Annotated in this window: 17 protein-coding genes; 15 read left to right on the top strand and 2 right to left on the bottom strand. The window is 36.5% G+C overall.

The window, feature by feature from the left end; all coding sequences use genetic code 11:
- Positions 1 to 832 precede the first annotated feature (832 nt).
- The 15 genes from tssD (NAT51_RS07255) (at position 833) to NAT51_RS07185 (ending at position 14,893) form a co-directional block, all read left to right on the top strand.
- Positions 833 to 1,219 carry a type VI secretion system tube protein TssD gene (gene tssD, locus NAT51_RS07255; RefSeq protein WP_250597158.1) on the top strand — a complete coding sequence of 129 codons (387 nt, stop codon included), beginning with the start codon at positions 833 to 835 and terminating at the stop codon, positions 1,217 to 1,219.
- 120 nt (positions 1,220 to 1,339) lie between these two features.
- Positions 1,340 to 1,735, top strand: coding sequence for a type VI secretion system tube protein TssD (gene tssD, locus NAT51_RS07250; RefSeq protein WP_250597156.1), 396 nt, complete (start codon positions 1,340 to 1,342; stop codon positions 1,733 to 1,735).
- 11 nt (positions 1,736 to 1,746) lie between these two features.
- Positions 1,747 to 2,511 (top strand): hypothetical protein, encoded by a 765-nt coding sequence (locus tag NAT51_RS07245; RefSeq protein ID WP_250597154.1) that lies wholly within the window; start codon positions 1,747 to 1,749, stop codon positions 2,509 to 2,511.
- The gene (locus NAT51_RS07240; protein ID WP_250597152.1) at positions 2,499 to 2,978 is read left to right on the top strand and encodes a hypothetical protein; all 480 of its coding nucleotides are present in this window, start codon (positions 2,499 to 2,501) and stop codon (positions 2,976 to 2,978) included. Before NAT51_RS07245 ends, NAT51_RS07240 begins: the two co-directional genes overlap by 13 nt.
- A gap of 61 nt (positions 2,979 to 3,039) precedes the next feature.
- A complete protein-coding gene (locus NAT51_RS07235; RefSeq protein ID WP_250597151.1) occupies positions 3,040 to 4,872 on the top strand; it encodes a type VI secretion system Vgr family protein in 1,833 nt (610 codons plus the stop codon).
- Between the two features lie 3 nt (positions 4,873 to 4,875).
- Positions 4,876 to 6,546 carry a phospholipase effector Tle1 domain-containing protein gene (locus tag NAT51_RS07230; protein WP_250597146.1) on the top strand — a complete coding sequence of 557 codons (1,671 nt, stop codon included), beginning with the start codon at positions 4,876 to 4,878 and terminating at the stop codon, positions 6,544 to 6,546.
- A 58-nt stretch (positions 6,547 to 6,604) separates the two neighbouring features.
- A complete protein-coding gene (locus NAT51_RS07225; protein WP_250597144.1) occupies positions 6,605 to 7,627 on the top strand; it encodes a DUF2931 family protein in 1,023 nt (340 codons plus the stop codon).
- A 12-nt stretch (positions 7,628 to 7,639) separates the two neighbouring features.
- Positions 7,640 to 8,131 (top strand): hypothetical protein, encoded by a 492-nt coding sequence (locus tag NAT51_RS07220; RefSeq protein ID WP_250597137.1) that lies wholly within the window; start codon positions 7,640 to 7,642, stop codon positions 8,129 to 8,131.
- A gap of 26 nt (positions 8,132 to 8,157) precedes the next feature.
- Positions 8,158 to 8,985, top strand: a complete 828-nt coding sequence (locus NAT51_RS07215; protein ID WP_250597135.1) for a hypothetical protein — start codon at positions 8,158 to 8,160, stop codon at positions 8,983 to 8,985.
- Between the two features lie 18 nt (positions 8,986 to 9,003).
- Entirely contained in the window at positions 9,004 to 9,498 is a 495-nt protein-coding gene (locus NAT51_RS07210) for a DUF4280 domain-containing protein (RefSeq protein WP_250597133.1), read from the top strand.
- Complete coding sequence (locus NAT51_RS07205) at positions 9,498 to 12,365, top strand: glycoside hydrolase family protein (protein WP_250597131.1); 2,868 nt, start codon at positions 9,498 to 9,500, stop codon at positions 12,363 to 12,365. The genes NAT51_RS07210 and NAT51_RS07205 overlap by 1 nt, the downstream gene beginning before the upstream one ends.
- Before the next feature lie 19 nt (positions 12,366 to 12,384).
- Positions 12,385 to 13,416: a hypothetical protein gene (locus tag NAT51_RS07200; protein ID WP_250597124.1), complete on the top strand. Its 1,032-nt coding sequence runs from the start codon at positions 12,385 to 12,387 to the stop codon at positions 13,414 to 13,416.
- Positions 13,417 to 13,447: 31 nt separating this feature from the next.
- Complete coding sequence (locus NAT51_RS07195; RefSeq protein ID WP_250597122.1) at positions 13,448 to 13,858, top strand: hypothetical protein; 411 nt, start codon at positions 13,448 to 13,450, stop codon at positions 13,856 to 13,858.
- Entirely contained in the window at positions 13,858 to 14,490 is a 633-nt protein-coding gene (locus tag NAT51_RS07190; RefSeq protein ID WP_250597120.1) for a hypothetical protein, read from the top strand. Before NAT51_RS07195 ends, NAT51_RS07190 begins: the two co-directional genes overlap by 1 nt.
- Positions 14,491 to 14,593: 103 nt before the next feature.
- Positions 14,594 to 14,893: a hypothetical protein gene (locus NAT51_RS07185; protein ID WP_250597118.1), complete on the top strand. Its 300-nt coding sequence runs from the start codon at positions 14,594 to 14,596 to the stop codon at positions 14,891 to 14,893.
- On the opposite strand, the gene NAT51_RS07180 is transcribed toward NAT51_RS07185, so the two are convergent.
- Together NAT51_RS07180 and NAT51_RS07175 are read right to left on the bottom strand one after the other, a co-directional pair.
- Positions 14,869 to 15,744 carry a glycerophosphodiester phosphodiesterase gene (locus tag NAT51_RS07180; protein ID WP_250597116.1) on the bottom strand — a complete coding sequence of 292 codons (876 nt, stop codon included), beginning with the start codon at positions 15,742 to 15,744 and terminating at the stop codon, positions 14,869 to 14,871. The genes NAT51_RS07185 and NAT51_RS07180 overlap by 25 nt on opposite strands.
- On the bottom strand, positions 15,744 to 16,871 hold the full coding sequence (locus NAT51_RS07175; RefSeq protein WP_250597113.1) for a cysteine desulfurase family protein: 1,128 nt from the start codon (positions 16,869 to 16,871) through the stop codon (positions 15,744 to 15,746). The genes NAT51_RS07180 and NAT51_RS07175 overlap by 1 nt, the downstream gene beginning before the upstream one ends.
- Positions 16,872 to 16,916: the final 45 nt, after the last annotated feature.

Raw genomic sequence — 16,916 nt, 5'->3', positions numbered from 1 at the left:
TCCTTGCTTTGTTTTTATACCTTCACACGGTAAATAATAGCAACCGCACGATAGATAATTGTAACCGCACGGTTAAATTTAGCAACCGCACGATACATTATTACAACTGCTCTTATAAAACTTCCTACTGCTCGTATAAAACTTCCTACTGCTCGATACATTATTACTACTGCTCGCATAAAACTCCTTACTGCTCGATACATTATTACTACTGCTCGCATAAAACTCCTTACTGCTCGATACATTATGGCTACTGCTCGCATAATAATCCTTACTGCTCGATACATTATTGCTACTGCTCGCATAAAACTCCCTACTGCTCGATACATTATTACTACTGCTCGCATAAAACTTCCTACTGCTCGATAGATTATTGCTACTGCTGCCTTAATCTCCTAAACGTTGACTGAGCCTACGGAAGCCAATCTAAGAAGTCTAAGAAGTCTAACAATCTAATAATCGGATAATCCAACAAAACCCTTACCAGCTGGCCTTCTGCAAGTTAATTTAATGTTTAGATGTTAAATTTCGGAAAAGACTTACAAAAAAGTTTTTTTATTTGAAAATAAATTCTTACAATTGTAGTGTATTTTTATAACTCGGTATATTTTTTATTTAACCTTAATTTTTAGACTATGAACAACTTACGTAACTTAATTTTTTGCAGCAGCTGATGTTTGAATAACATAGGCAATTCTTCTTTGCTGTAATCTGGTTTATATCCGCTATTGGCGGTACTCCACGATTTTTTATCCTTTTGGGCTGAATACTTTTGCTATTCGGTAAGGATCAATCTTGTCTTTATTTATTAATTTTTTAAATATTTTTTATTATGTCATTTAAAGCAAAACTAAACGTTGGTGGGAAAGACTTCAACGTGTTGAATGTAAACTATGGTTTATTTCAGGAAACAGACGCAACAGGCCGTCCGTCTACAGTAACAAGAGGTGGTAAAATCGATGTAACTATCGAAGGTACTGGATCTACAGAATTATTCGAGTGGATGACAAACAGCTTCGAGCGCAAAGACGGTAGTGTAAAATTCTTCAAAAGAGACAGCGATGCTACTCTTAAAGAATTAAAATTCTCTGAAGGTTACTTAGTAAAACACAGAGAAAACTTTGACTCTACAGGTCAAAATCCATTAACAGAAACTTTCACTATTTCTGCTCGTAAGATCGAAATGGGTACGGGAGTTTATGAAAACGAATGGGTATAATCTCAATCGGATTTTAGTAAGTTCTTATTTGTGATGCCGGAAAATAATGGGATGGGCATACGTTCATCCCTGCTTTTCGGCTAATAAGAAACATTCGTATCACCTTTAAAAAGAAAAATCATGTCTTTTTTAGCGAAATTAGAATTAGACGGGGAAACCTATAATGTGTTGGAGTTTGATCTGCATATCCACCAGGAAGTAGATCACAACGGAAAACCCCAGACTATAGCGCAGGGCGGAAATATCAGATTGGTCATCGAATCAACCAAAAGTGTCGATTTCATGAAATGGATGATCAGCAGCACCCAAACCAAAAACGGAAAGATTACCTTCTACCGCCGCGATGCCATGTCAAAAATGAAAGAACTGAAATTCGATAAAGCTTTTTGTATCGATTTTCATGAAAGTTTCCGTGCCAGCAATGAAGTGCCTATGCAGGTAGCATTGGTAATATCTTCTAAAGAGATCGACTTCAGCGGAGCGGTCCTCGGAAAACCCTGGACCCTGGACATCTAAAACTTTAAACCATGCCTGCAAATCCAATTTTAGTACACCTACCTGATTATGAAATGCTTCACAAGCTTAAATCATACGTATTCACAGATGTGGATGATGATATCTATGGTTGGCTGAAAATTAAATTAGAACAGGTACTCAAAGTAAGATTCCCGGAATTACCCAAGGGAGGAACTACCGCAAACTGGGATGAATTACTAAACGCCTGGTTCTTTGAAACATCACCCGCCATGCAAAATGCAGTCTGGCAAGGGGATAAGGTTGTTTTTAATCCAAACAGTCCTTTTTCAAAAGATATTGCAAATTCTCCAAGTTTCTCAGGAGCACGTACCGGAAACTCCATTAAACAGAAGTTTTTTGCCACAACCGATCTGGCAAGGTCAAATCCGTTTGATGCAACGTTCCATTTCGTAGGATCCGAAACCGGAATCAAGGATTATTATACAATTGTCGAATGGTTTCTTGGCTCATATCAGGCTAAAGTATATTGGACAAAACTCACCGGTGATTCCTACAAGATCAAAGCGGTGATCAAAAACAGAAGTCACTGGTATTCAGGAACACGACTGCCTAAAAGCTGGCAGAATAAATTAGACGAAACCCTGGGTTTCAGTATCGAAAATTTAGTGGATAGCGCCCCGAGGGGACAAACAATCAAAAGGAAACTGCCCATCTTTATTTCGAATAAGTTAGAATCCGAATTCCGTTTTATGATTCCAAGTTTCGGAGGTGATTTGCATCAGGAATTTAATATCGAAACGGTATGGACAAAATAAAATATATAGCTGTATTTGCTTTGCTGGTGGTTAGCTGCTCATTTCTGGGCAATAACCAAACACCGGTAAGCCAGTTACTGAAGCTTTTGAATCTGCCGGAAGAAATGAATAAGGAAATCACGAACTGTAAAGGTGAATTTTCCGAAGTGACGCCAACTTTCATGAGCTGGGGTTATTTTACCTATCAGACAAACGATAAGTTCATAAATGATCTGATAACCAAAAAAACATTTCTGTCCAACAGTGAATTAAATGCCGGATTTAAAAAAGTGCCGGTCGGCTTTCCTTTCAAAGAAAACGACCTCTCATTTTATACAGATTACCTGAAAGATAAATCCATTGTTAAAAAAATAGAATTAGAGAATAAGGTTGCTTTAGAAGGGGTGTACTATCCTTATAAACAACAAATTTTATACGATACCATAACAAAAGAAGCCATTCATCTGATCAGCGGTCTTCGGGAATAAAGAAATCCCCATAATCAGGCGAATATCTTTAAAATGTAAATAAACATTAAATCTAAATCCTATGAGCACCATCAATAATATTATGAGTAAAGTAACTGATGCCATGCAGGAAAAAGTCAGCATTCAGATAGGCAGTTACAGCAGTCAGGTTGTTTATTATAATCTAATGATCAATCAAGGTTTATTAGGACATCACACATTCAACTTTACCTGGAGAATAGGTGATGTGGTAATGGACTTTAAAAGTCAGGCCGATTTTATTAAACAGTACATGGGTGCCAAAGTTATCATTACACTGAAGGATGGCGCAAACGGACAAAACGTTTATTTCAAGGGTATTATTACCCAAATGGAAGTGCTTAACAATGACGGTGCTTCTAAAGGGTTCCAGATTATTGGGGAAAGCCCTACAGTCCTGTTGGATGAAATCAAACAAAGTGAAACCTATTTTTCACGCCCGGTTGAAGAGATCGTAAAAAAAATCGACAGCAATGTCCCGAAAGGTGTTCTTTCCGGAATGAATGTACGGCCTAATTTTACCTTTAATCTGCCTTACATCGTACAGTACAATGAAACTGACTTTCAATTCATTCAGCGTCTTGCCGTACAATACGGGGAATGGATGTACTATGATGGTGATCTTTTGCAATTCGGTGAACTGAAATCGTCAAAAGCAGTATTGCATAACGGGGTTAACCTGCACGATTTTAAAGTAATAAGCCGACTGAGACCCCAAAAGGTTTCATTCAAAGGGTATGATTATAATTATGCTTCTGAAATCGAAGCGCAAAATTCAGAACCTCAAAACAATACGCAAAGTTACCTGGCCCAAAATGCACAGCAGGCTTCTTCTAATGTATATGACAGAAGTAATGCGAATCATGGTTTTGTAAGTAATTCACATGATTCCCGCGATATACAGCGCATCCAGGAATTAAGCCAGCAGGCTAAGGAAGCCAATGTGGTGACGTATTCCGGATTAAGCAAAATTCCACTACAGTTAGGAGGGACTTTAACAATAGTAAAAGATGGTATTGATGGAGAATTCATAACAGTGGGTGCACATCATTATTCAAGGGGATTTGGACATTATGAGTGCCAGTTTGAAGCCGTACCGAGAGATGTTAAAGTCCCGCCTTATACCAATCCGCTTATTTACCCGAAAGCTGAAACACAAGCAGCAGTCGTAACGGATAATAATGATCCTTCGGGAATGGGACGTGTAAAAGTGCGTTTCTTTTGGGGACATGAAAGCGATTGGACGCGCTTAGTGACACCACATGCCGGATCAGGAAAAGGATTTTATTTCATTCCTGAAATCGGGGAAGAGGTTTTTGTTTCTTTTGAAGGTGGAAACCCTGAGAAACCGTTCATTATAGGAACCCAATACAACGGACGCGAAATATCCGGTTATAATACAGCCGGAAATGACCAGAAGGTGATCCATACCCGCTCGGGAACTAAAATGATTTTCAATGATGCACAAGGAAGCATCTTTATTGAAGATCCAAGCGGTAATACCTGGTTAATGGATGGCCAGGGAAATATCAGCGTGAATGCACCAAATGATATATCGATAACGGCAGGTAAAAACATGAGTATCAATGTTGGCCAAAACTTATCGGTAATCGCGGGTGTGGATATAACCGAAACGGCCGGCGCAAACAAAAACCTTATTGCCGGTGCTTTCCATAATGTTTCGGTTGGTAAGAACTACCTGGTAAATGTAATGGGCAGTTTGCTTGAAATTGTTAAGGGTAACAGGGAATCTGAAACTACTGAACGTACCGAAATTGCTAAATCGGCTCAATTAAGTACAACTGAGAAAAGTATTGTGGTAAACGCCTCGCAAAAGGTGGTGAAAAAGAGCGGTGAAAAATCTAATGCATTCTAAACTATGAGTATCACAAGAATAGTTGAAGGGGATTTAATCAATACGTCCACAGCCATGAACCTGACTGCAAATGCAGGTGATTATGAGTTCAGCACACCCATGAAAAACCAATGGAAGGGTGAGGCTGACGGCGTGGTTGAATCAGATTATAAGGCTTCCGATAAGGAAGATACGTTATCGAATTCAATCAACGTAAAGCTGAATCTTTTTTTTGACGGTACCCAAAACAATAAAACGAATACTGAAGCCAGAATGGCTAACTCACCGGAGTATCAGGAAGAGTCTGATAAAGAAGATAGCTATGAAAATGATTTCACGAACGTAGCCCGCGGATATGATGCCGTAGATTCTGATGCAGAAAATCAGATTGCTGTTTATATTGAAGGAATCGGTACCGAAGATTTAAAAAGTGATTCTGTCCTCAAAGGTGTCGCCATGGGTATGGGAGATACCGGAGTTCCTGCAAAAGTAGCTATAGGTTGTAAGAAAGCGGCAAAAAGTATCAGTGCTGAATATAGCGGTAAAGACATCGATTTTCTGTATGTAAATGTCTATGGTTTTAGCCGTGGGGCAGCTGCTGCACGTCATTTTATACATGTTGCGAGTACACAGGCAAATTATCTTTTTCAGCGGTTTGAAGGCAAAAAGAAACTGTATATCATTAAAGGTGAGTTCCAGCCCCAATTCAAATTAGCTTTAGATGAAACATCTTTCATAGATAACTACGGTTATTTCGGTGCCTGCTTATTGGAAATGGGATTAAAAATCAAAAAGATAATTTTCAATTTTGTCGGGATTTACGATACGGTAGCTTCATACGGAGTGGCACATTATAATGATGTAAGTGATTTGGATCTGAACAGTGTCCATAAAGCAAATTATGTATTCCATTTGGTTTCCGATGATGAATACCGTGATAATTTTGATTTATCCAATATAGATTCGGCCGGACTTAATGGTCTTGAACTTACCCTGCCGGGTGTGCACTCTGATATTGGAGGTTCCTATCTTAATGAAGTGACCGAAACTTCAGTGATTGATTGTATAACGGTTGGAGGATATTATAAGGAAAGAACGGAATCTCCCCATGATGAAGCCAGAAGAAGAAAAGATCCTACATTCGATTCATTTAAAAGGCGATTAGTCGAAGAAGGTTGGTATCAGGACGGTCAACTCAAAAAGGAGTTTTTTGAAAACAAAAACTTCAAAAAAAATGTATTCATTTTAGATAAGGGAGAATATTACGGATTGGTTGGCAGACGCAAACTGTATAACACATACGACAAAATACCGTTGGATATGATGGTTGAAAAATCAAAGTATTTTAAGGTTGAATATAAAGCCGAAAGGTTAGAAGATTACAAAATCAAGGACTCTTTTATCAATACCATTTACAATCAGATTAAGGATTATTATAACGCCAGAATAAACGTCCGCAACAGTTATGTAAACCAATATAATAAAGAGTTGAAAAACTTCGATTTTTATTCGAAAAACTACCTGAAAGAAATCAAACTGATCAATTATGCGAATTATGTAAATAGGGATGATTTGCACCAATTGCGCAATAATTACCTGCACTGGTCAGTTAAAAGCAGTTTAACGGGACTTTCAGGCCGGGTTAAAGGAGATGCCCCACAACATGAACGAAAAAGAGAGATACATAATGGCTAAACAATTTTTTAAAACACTATTACTTATTTTATTGATAACAACCCAATCCCGATGCCAAATGAAAAATGACTTACCTGCGTTTGATGTGGAAATTTCAGAACCAAATCAAAAATATGAGGTGACACCGGTTTTTGCCCGTATTAAAACAATGGAAGGAGTTACAGCAGGATTCCCTTACGGCAGTACAAGCGGTAATTGGGGGTATTCGGGTAAAAGCTGGACTACACAACATGGAACTCCAATAGGCTTTGAAGTAACCTATTATTCCCGTTACGAAGATAAATATTACTACATCGACCAGGATTTTGATGTGGCTCACATGAAGGAAATGGTTAACCGCTGTTATGCAAATGATGATCAGTACAATAAAACGTCTTATCTCAAAAGTTATGTAGCAAGAGAGCACTCGAAAGAAGATACGGATGATCTTGGTTTTCCGTACGAGTGTTTCTCCCGCTTGGTCTTTGGTTTTGCACCAAAAGGAATGATAGTGGTTTGGTTGTGTTATGGAGAGGTTTCTATTGAGCTAGGCCGTTTTGAAGCCAAAGAACTTAAAGATTCCGCAAAAATTGAAAACGCTAAAAAAGTGTATATGGAAAAATACCGTATACACCCGGAACGCTACGAAGAAGCCAGAAAGTCAATGCATTTGCCCAATGCAACGAGTACTCAATGGGATAATTACCGTTTGCGTTACGAATGGTCATATAAAGTGAAAAATGAAAATAAAAAGTTCAAATTTTTAGGATTGGACCTTGAGTATTACAACGCTGAATATGAAAAGCATTTTGTACCGCGTATCACTAACGAACCAACCAGTTCAAGGGCAGTGCCAAAAGTCATTCACCTGTTCTGGGAAACAGGCAAAAATGAACGTTACATCAGCCGCATTTTTTTCGACTGGGACAAAACCAATGAGTGGTTTAAAACCTCAGGAATAGAAGACAATTTTTTTAATATAAACATAAAAGAAGACAACAGCCAACTTACCATCGATTTAAACGGTAAACCAATTGAAGTCGACAGTATCCGTATTTATCCTAACAGCCATTTGCGCTTTAAAGATTCATACGAAGATTAATAAAAGATAATCATGAAGGATAAACTCAAAATCATAACGGCAATTTTATCAGTATCGATTGTAACATCAGTTCTGGTTGATTTGTGCAACCTTGATTTTCTGTTCAGCTGTTTCAGGGAAATAAATTTCATGCGTACTATTTGTGATTTGATTGTTCTGGCATTTTTACTGTCATTCTTTAAATCCGGTAATATGAAAAGCCTGAGTTTCGATGCTGATAAAAGTATTCTTGTTCAGGACATGTGGGTAAAGCATTTTACGTTACGTTTTTCAGTGTTAATGGCCTTTTATGTTTTGATCTACGTGTATTCTTTTTTCTCAAAAGGAAGTTATTCGGAAGGTTATTTTCTGGCAATTGCCATAACTTCTTTTCAGGTTGTCGCCGGGTTGCTTTTATTTTTTGAAGCAATTCTGTTGTTCAGGAATAAAAGCTTTAACAATCTGATTGTTAACGCTTGTCTGATTCTGCTTATGGTTTTTATTTCCAAAAGCTATTATAGGTAAATGTTTTATTCAATTGCTGTCAAATTATGGAATCATTAATCAATCAGGAGAAAATATTTGTTTTACATCCTAAACCGGGAAACAAAACATTTGAAGTTACGCATCGCCAGTTCTCAGGTGACTGGGTTGATAAAACAATTCAGTACGAACTGGAAGTTTCTTTGCTGAACAATGTGAATCAAAACGGATTTGTGTATGTGATTGACAGAAAAAACCTGCTGATTGACGGAAGCGCTCCTGATACCGTTTTTGATCAATTAGCCTGTGATTGTGGTAATGCTTTGTTCCCAATGAAATTCTTAGTGAACAGCTTAGGGGAAATCGAACAAATTTTTGAACACCAACAAATGGTGGAAAGATGGGAGATCATCAAAAACAAGCTGATCAATTATTATGAAGGCGACACAGCTTTGGATTATATAAAATTGTCCGACAGTAATATCAGGAATACGGGTGTTCTCAAAAAAATGATGCAGAACCATCTTTTTGTATACTTCTTTTTTAAACCGCTGTATGGCTTTTACCAGGATAATAAAACGGTGACCAAATGGAAACCGGCTCCTTTCATGGATTTTTCTTTTGATATTCCAATGAAGCAGACTTTAGTGAAAAGAAAAAAAGAAAACAATGACACAGATGAAATCAGCGATGATGTATTCATTGAAATACAATCGGATTCGGATGTTATTGCAATCAATGGTGTATACACGTTTAACCCGAAAGATAATAGTCTTGTTTCCTGTGAAGGAACAATGCTGTTGGAGGGTAAAAAAGAAATCAAACTGACTTTCATGACCAAACAGGAAAAATTGCCGGCAATTGCTCCTGAACAAAAGGTTATGAGTATTGTTTAACCGTTTTAAAAAGTAGTTATGGCTGATAAACACCTCGTATGTCAAGGCGCAACATGCCAATGTAAATATGGTAATGCTCCCGATAAGCTGAAAGTTAAAACACAAAAGAAAACGTTCATTAATGATCCTGACGGAAGCGAAAAATTAATGGCTACCAATAAAGATATCGGACAAACGTTTGAAAAAAACACATTTGGACCCTGTAAACAACAGCCTTTACCGGGTGGTGGTTATAAACCTTGTCAGATACAGGTAACACAGTGGAGTGGTTTCTATGATAAAATTACGTTGGATGAAAATGGAGGAAAAGCATTACTGGAGTACAGTAAAGCAACTTGTCCCATTGGTGGCCCCGACTGTATCAGCATAACTGATCATGGCCAAAAACCGAAACCGGCCCAGCAACAGGCCCGCAAAGCTGATAAAACAGCAACAAACCAACTTAATCCTGCGGTCGATACCGGAGCTTTCAAGATTGCACAAGAACAAAAAGTAACGAATCATGCTGAATAATGGAAAAAGGATATAACGATTTTAAGACGCATATAGTTAAGAAGGAAGATACAGTTCAAAGTATCTGTTCACAGCATGGTATCACAGAAGCAGATTTAGCCCAGGCGAACCCTCAAATTCCTTTGGCCGAATTTGGCGGCGGACTTTTTAATCCTAAAACTTACCGCCTGGATATAAAGGAAGGCGATTCGCTTAAAATTCCTTTTTATAACGAAGAAATGGCCAAAAGTGGTGTGAAATCCATCAAAGGTAAAAACCTGATCAAAGTGGGCGACTGGGAAGATTATGAAGTGGAGGAGTGGTTCGCAGGTACTCCTGAAGAGGAAAAAAATCCTGCAAATGTCAAATGGGAATTGTATTACCTGCAAAATGATACGAACCCACAGAAAATACTGGAAAAAAATGAAGGGCATTTCCGTTTTCAGGATAAAGCTGCCAATAATAAATATAAAATCATTGCTTTTTTGAACGAACCTGATCCAAACGGTGCAGGTTCTATGATCGTCAATGTGGAACCTTCAGAAAAAGCTGAAATTCTTAGTGTAAAACTTAGTGATGTCAATAATAATCCGATCAGTAAACCTTTGGCTTATGGGGAAATTATTAACGCCCACGTGGAAACCACAGGATTAAAAGGACAGTTTATCTACATTTCGTTGTGGGAAGATGATGCCTCAGGTGACGGCCATAATGAAGGAAATGAAAAAAATCTGATGGAAGACGGAAAAGTGGAAGTCGGTGACAAAGGTGTTGCCCATAAACAGTTTGTCTTAAAACCGGATTTCAAAAAAGTTGCTAACGCACACTTGGCGAATGGCGACAGCAGTGAAGGAAGTACTCACGAATATTATGTGACGGCTTTTGCTTCGGGTGAAACGAAAGCCAGTGCAAATGTGAATGTAAGGAATCCCGATTTTCAAAGGGAACGCAAATCCGAAACCGAAGAACATCTCGGGGATAAAAAACAACCACCTAAACCGGCCGTTCCGCCATTCAAAAAGAATGTTCCGGTGCAACCGCCTAAATCTCCAGCCGCACCGGCAACACAGTCAGGAAAAGCGGGTATTTCAAGTGTTACGTTTTCTGATGTGAACGGCCGTCCGATAACAGGAACCGTAAGTCAATCGGCTCTTAGGGTAAATATTAAGTCAACAGGATTAAAAGGGAAGGAAATTCGTTTCAAACTTTACGAAGAAGATGTAACCGAAAATGAATTGATATTGGTTAAAAATTTCACCATTACAGGTGATGATTTTGCGATCAACCTTTCATTGGATAAAATACCAAAAAGTTCCGGTGACGATTTTTTTGAAGGCAGTACGCAGGAATTGTTCGTTGATATCGAAGTAATCGAAAGTAAAGCACATATCAAAAGTACAGTCATCGATGTCGATACCAAAGCTTTTAAACATGAACCGGCTGAAAGCACAACCGTAGCAAAAGTTTCGGATGTTAAGGCTGAAAATAAAGGCAAAGATTGCGGTGAAAAATTCTGTATCAAAAAAGGATCTCCAAAAAGTGAATTGATACGCGAAATCAACATCCGTTTAGCCGGCTTTGGCGGAAATGTACCTACTGATGAATTTACTGACCGCACCGAAAAAATGGTGAAACAGTTCCAAAAGGACTACATGAAAGTACCTGAAACAGGTAAAGTCTGCGGAAATGTATTGATGGCAATAGACCAATTTCAATCGAATTATGCTGTTGATGTCAATCAGGCTAAATGTCCTTGTGGTCAATGTACTGGCTTTGGAAATGGAAAGTTCGCAACAGAAAAGGGAGACAAAAATATCAATGAAAAAAATAGAAAATACGAATATCCCGGGATTCACAGAACTTTACTTTGGACACTAAGAGCTGTTAAGTTTTATTTGGCTACTTTAGAGAAAGATAAAAATCTCTATGTTGCAAAAATTCATTCTGGTTATAGATGTAATATTAATAATCAGCAGAAAAACAGAACGAGTACCAATCACATGGGGAAAGCCATTGATATTCATATTTATAAAAATGATAATGCATCAACAACAGAAAGCAATTGTGATAAAGTAAGGGATATATTGATAAAATATAGTGGTGCAAAATACCGTTGGACCGGAGATGATTTTTTAGCACTTGAACCAAGTACAAGAAACAGGATAGGCACAGAATTTATTGCAACTAATTGGGTTCATTATGATGTGAGAACTTTTGGATTGGATTATCTTAAAGATGATTATTTTGTAAAGGATTTAATCAATTTGAATAAAAAAAGTATGGTCCAACTTGCAAATGAGTTAGGGTTTACGAATATGTGTATGTGTATCAAAGCAGGAAATAAAGCCCTACCGGCACAGGAACAAGCTAAAAAAGATGATAGAAAGGATCCTAAGACTTTAAAAACGAGTAAAAAAGGTATTGATTTTATTAAAGATTGGGAGAAATTTGAGTCTAAACCGTACAATGATTCTGAAGGCTATTGTACAATTGGTTACGGACATTTGATCAGGAGAAAGAAATGTGAAGATATTACTATTCCTGACGAATTTAAAAATGGTATTACCGAAACAAAAGCAGCTGAACTTTTTGCACAAAAACTAGTTGAATTTGAAAAATCAATTCAAAGGGACATAAAAGTACCGCTGTATCAGCATGAGTTTGATGCTCTGGTCAGCTTGGTTTTTAATACAGGTGAAAACTTTTTAAATATCGGTGGTAAAAACAATGGTGAAACCCAAATCAAAAAGAAAATTAACAATAAAGAATATGAAGCCGGTGCTGATGAAATGTCTGATGTTACAAACGGAGGAACATCCGGACTTGTAAAAAGAAGAAAAGCAGAAATTAATATGTTTAAAAAAAATATTTACGATTCAACCCATTAAAACCTTTAAAACCAAAAGTATGATTAAAAACATTTTTCCAATATTACTATTCATTCTATTAAGTTGTAAAAAAAATGATGTTGTTATTGATGAAAATAACAGTATAGAAAAAAACATAACCAGTAATACTATTACCAATGATAGCAATAACAGTGATGAGTTGGGCAGCAAAATTGACCAGAAAACAAAGTTTGATTTAATTACTGTTAAACAAATATCAAATAATGCTCCTGTTGATTCGATTCTGAAAAAATTGAATCAGATGAAAGTTGAAATGCTGGAAAATAAAATTTTCATTAATAATCATGAGGCTAAATTTGATATTGAGAAGGATAAGTCCAATGCATTTTTCGGAAAAAAATATTTGTATAATTTCTATGTTAACTTACTCTCGAATGATTATAAAGTAGACATTAAAAACGAAGTTTCATACTTACAATTAAGCTATGAAGATTCGAATAAGTACCCATTTAAAGATTATTTTATGGAAGGTGGTGTCTGTGTTTATAAGAACGACTATCTTTTGCTTGAGTACTCAGACTATATCATAGTTTTTAAAAAGAAATCTACAAGTGAAATAGTCTCTAAAAAAACATCAGACGACAACTTTTTTAATACATTGAATGTTTTAAATGTACCATTGGTGTATAGTTATGGATTTATAACCGAATTGAAAAATTTTAAGCCAGTTCCGAATAACTTTACATCTGTATTTAAAATTGAAAACTATGATGGTTTTAAAGCAATTAAACTGAAGAACACTAATGTTTCAATAGATTTAGTTTTAGTATCCTGTAGTAGCGAAGAAGGTCAAAGTATCTTAAAATTATGTTCTATATCTAATGGTAAACTAATTGATAGCTTGCTGATCTTTAATAGTGAAGAAAGTGAAAATGGAGTGATATCCACTACTTATGAAATTTCAAAAGAATACAAAGTAAAAATTAAAAAATGCTTGATTGTCGATAAAAAGGGCGGAGGCGTTACTGAAAAAGATATTACTTATATGTCGTTTGAAATTGAAAATTCAGGAAAATTTAAAAGGCTCTAGGTTTTGGGTGTAATTATCTGATTAATGTAAAATGACAAATGTAATTTTATTAATTCTGGCAATATTGAATCTAAATTGTAAAGCGATTACCTGTCAGGTAAATAAAGAAATTTGCAAAGAAAATGCTAACACATTATCACAAGATAAACAGGACGTTCAGGGATTGTATGTTTTGAAAACATGTGAGAATTCAAGATTTAAAATCAAAATTGAAAAAAAATCAGGAATCCTTTCATTTTCAATCCTTGATGGAAAGAAAACCATTTCAAAAGGTAAGGTGAAAAAACAAATCATTGATAATGTAACGTACCTGACTTTTGGAAAAATTGAAGGGATGTATGAAAAAAATAAAATTCAAGTTCAAAATTACGGCAATTCAATGAATGAGTATGAGCACTTTACTCAATGCGAAGAAAAATATTTAGCATTCATAAAATCTTAATGATGAAGTATAATAAGCAAATAATCAAACTAATAGCGGTTTTACTTATTTTATTCACGGCAAGCTGTAAAGACAGTGGAAACAATAATGAATTGACCCAAAATACAGTTTCTGATAAAGCGGCTGTTGCAGCAGAACAAAATGAACAACTGCCTGATACTATTTCACAGGAAAAACCGGTTGTAAATGAAAACAACGAATCGGTTAATCTTCCGTTTGATTTTGAAGAAAGAAACAAACTGGCAAATACGGATGAATCAAAATTACCGCAGGTTTATCCTGTGTTAAAAGATGAAAAGCTGCAAGCTGTAAAAAAAATCATTTCAACTGATAGTGAAGACAACCCGGATATTGTTTTTAAAGTAAACAACGGAACGACCACTTTTGATACTTATGTATATTGCACATACGGAGATTCAGATTCCCAAACGATAATCAATGTAAAAGACAGTAAAATAATTGCTAAAGAATCCATTGGTTATGCAATGCCCGAAAACGAAACCTATCAGTCTTTTGTAATCAACAAGGATTTGTCAATTTCGGTTTATGGTATTGATTACAATACCCGATCAAAGAAAATACTTGAGAAATATCAGATCAAACAAAACGGTTCAGTCGTTAAACTGAAATAATAGTATTTGCCCCAAATTGCCCAAAAAGCCGTTAAGTCCTTCTTAGCGGTTTTTTATTTTTAAAGTGTGGATAGTATCTGTTGTTGAGTCAATATTGCTGCTTGTGGAGCCAATGTTTTTTATTGTGGAGCCAACATTGCTGCTTGTGGAGCCAACATTGCTGCTTGTGGAGCCAATGTTTTTTATTGTGGAGCCAATATTGCTGCTTGTGGAGCCAATGTTTTTTATTGTGGAGCCAATATTGCTGCTTGTGGAGCCAATATATTTTATTGTTGAGCCAATATATTTTATTGTTGAGCCAACATTTTTTATTACAGAGCAAATAATATCACTTAACGTTGAACCATTAACTATAAACAACAAACCATTAACCAACAACTACTCAGCAGCCCATTCAAAATAACGATCCGGATAATCCGATATCAAACCGTCAACTCCGTATTTGATAACTTTATTCATGTCTTCTTTCTTGTTCACTGTCCACGGAATGACTTTAATCCCTTTCTTATGCAGCATCTCTACTTTTCTTTCGTCAAGTAAAATAAACTCCGGACTGTATACATCAGGCTTGAAACCTAATAAAGCTAAATTCTTCGCAATGCTCAATTTGTTCTCAACCAGTAAAACGGTTTTAAATTCGGAATAAGCAGTATGTAAATGTTGCAACGTTCTTACATCAAACGACTGGATGTACACACGTTCACTAATTTGCTTTGGTTTTATCACACTAACTAGCAAGTCTACAAACTCATTAGGCTTCGGATGAAAAATAGCATCTCCTTCCGGTGTGGTTTTGGTTTCGATGTTGTAAAACAGTTTCCTTCCGGGATATTTCTCGTTTACATAGCTTTCCGCAAAGTCAATGACTTCACTCAATAAGGGTTTGTATGTTTTTATTTTAGTTTGGTCCAAAAATCGGGGATGTATTTTACTACCACAGTCATACTGTTTAATTTGGGCATAATCCATCTGGTACAAATTGAAATTTTTCTCGTCTGTTTCTGCTATTTCCTGTCCGTTCAAATCCAATGTAATCTCATGCGACATAAAAGGTTCATGTGATAACAACACTTGCTTGTCTTTCGAAATCACAACGTCCATTTCCAAAGTGGTTACGCCTAAATCAATGGCTTTTTTCATCGCCTCAATTGAATTTTCGGGAAGTAATCCACGGCATCCTCTGTGTCCCTGAATGTCTAAATTCTGTGCAAATGTTGCGAAAGGAAGTAATAGTAATAAACAGAAATGTCTCATTATACTTTTTTTAGAATCTCAATTAAATAGTCAATATCGTCTTTGGTATTGTAATGTGAAAGTGAAATCCTGATGTTCGGTCTTTTTAATAAATCTTCAGGAAGGAAAGCTTCGAGTACATGCGAAGGTTTTACGCTTCCCGACTGACAGGCGCTTCCTCTTGAAACTGCTATTCCGTTCATGTCCAATTGAAATAAAAACAGACTGATTTTACTTTCGTCAAAAGGTAAAATAGCATTGGTCACATTGTAAAAGGTTTGTTCTGGATTTCCGGCAAAAGTTACTTCAGGAAAAGTACTTCTAAGTTGATTCACCAGATATTCTTTCAAATCAGTAACTTCTTTCATCTCTTCTTCATGCTTTTCCATGGACAATTCCAAAGCTTTTGCCATGCCCACAATATTATGAACACTTTCGGTTCCGGCACGCAAGCCTTTTTCCTGTTCACCGCCCAATAATACGGGTTGTAAAACGATTCCTTTGCGTATAAAAGCAAACCCAATCCCTTTCGGACCATGGAATTTATGGGCACTGGCCACTAAAAAGTCTATGGGTAACTCTGTTAAGTCTATTGGTGTCTTCCCAATCGATTGTACGGTGTCGGTATGAAAATAAGCTTGATGGTCTTTGCATAATTTGGACACTTTCACTAAATCTAAAATGGTCCCAATTTCATTATTGACATGCATTAAACTGACCAAAGTTTTCTTGTCTTCTGAAAGTAAATCAGCAAAGTGGTTATAATCAACAGTCCCGTCTTGTAAGATGTTGACATAATCAATTTGAACGCCAAATTGCCTTTCAAATACTTCAACAGTATGTAAAACAGCATGATGCTCAATTTTACTGGTAATGATGCGCTCTACTTTCAAATCCCTGATAGCGGAAAGCAAAATGAAATTATTGGCTTCTGTACCGCAGGAGGTAAAAATGATTTCCTGGGCATTACAGTTTAAACTCTTAGCTATGGTTTTGCGTGATAATTCGATAAGGTTTTTTGAGTTTCTTCCAAAGGCATGGGAAGAAGAGGGATTACCGAAATTCTCTGTCAGGACAGCAGTCATTTCGGTTATAACTTCGGGACGTAAAGGTGTCGTTGAAGCGTTGTCTAAATATACTTGTTTCATAAGCATCAAATTTAGCAATTTTATATCTTTGACGGAAAATCTTTC

It is taken from the genome of Flavobacterium amniphilum (genome assembly GCF_023634845.1).
Lineage (GTDB): Bacteria > Bacteroidota > Bacteroidia > Flavobacteriales > Flavobacteriaceae > Flavobacterium > Flavobacterium amniphilum.
The sequence above is the reverse complement of the archived record's forward strand: the minus strand, read 5'-3'. Positions and strand labels throughout refer to the sequence as shown.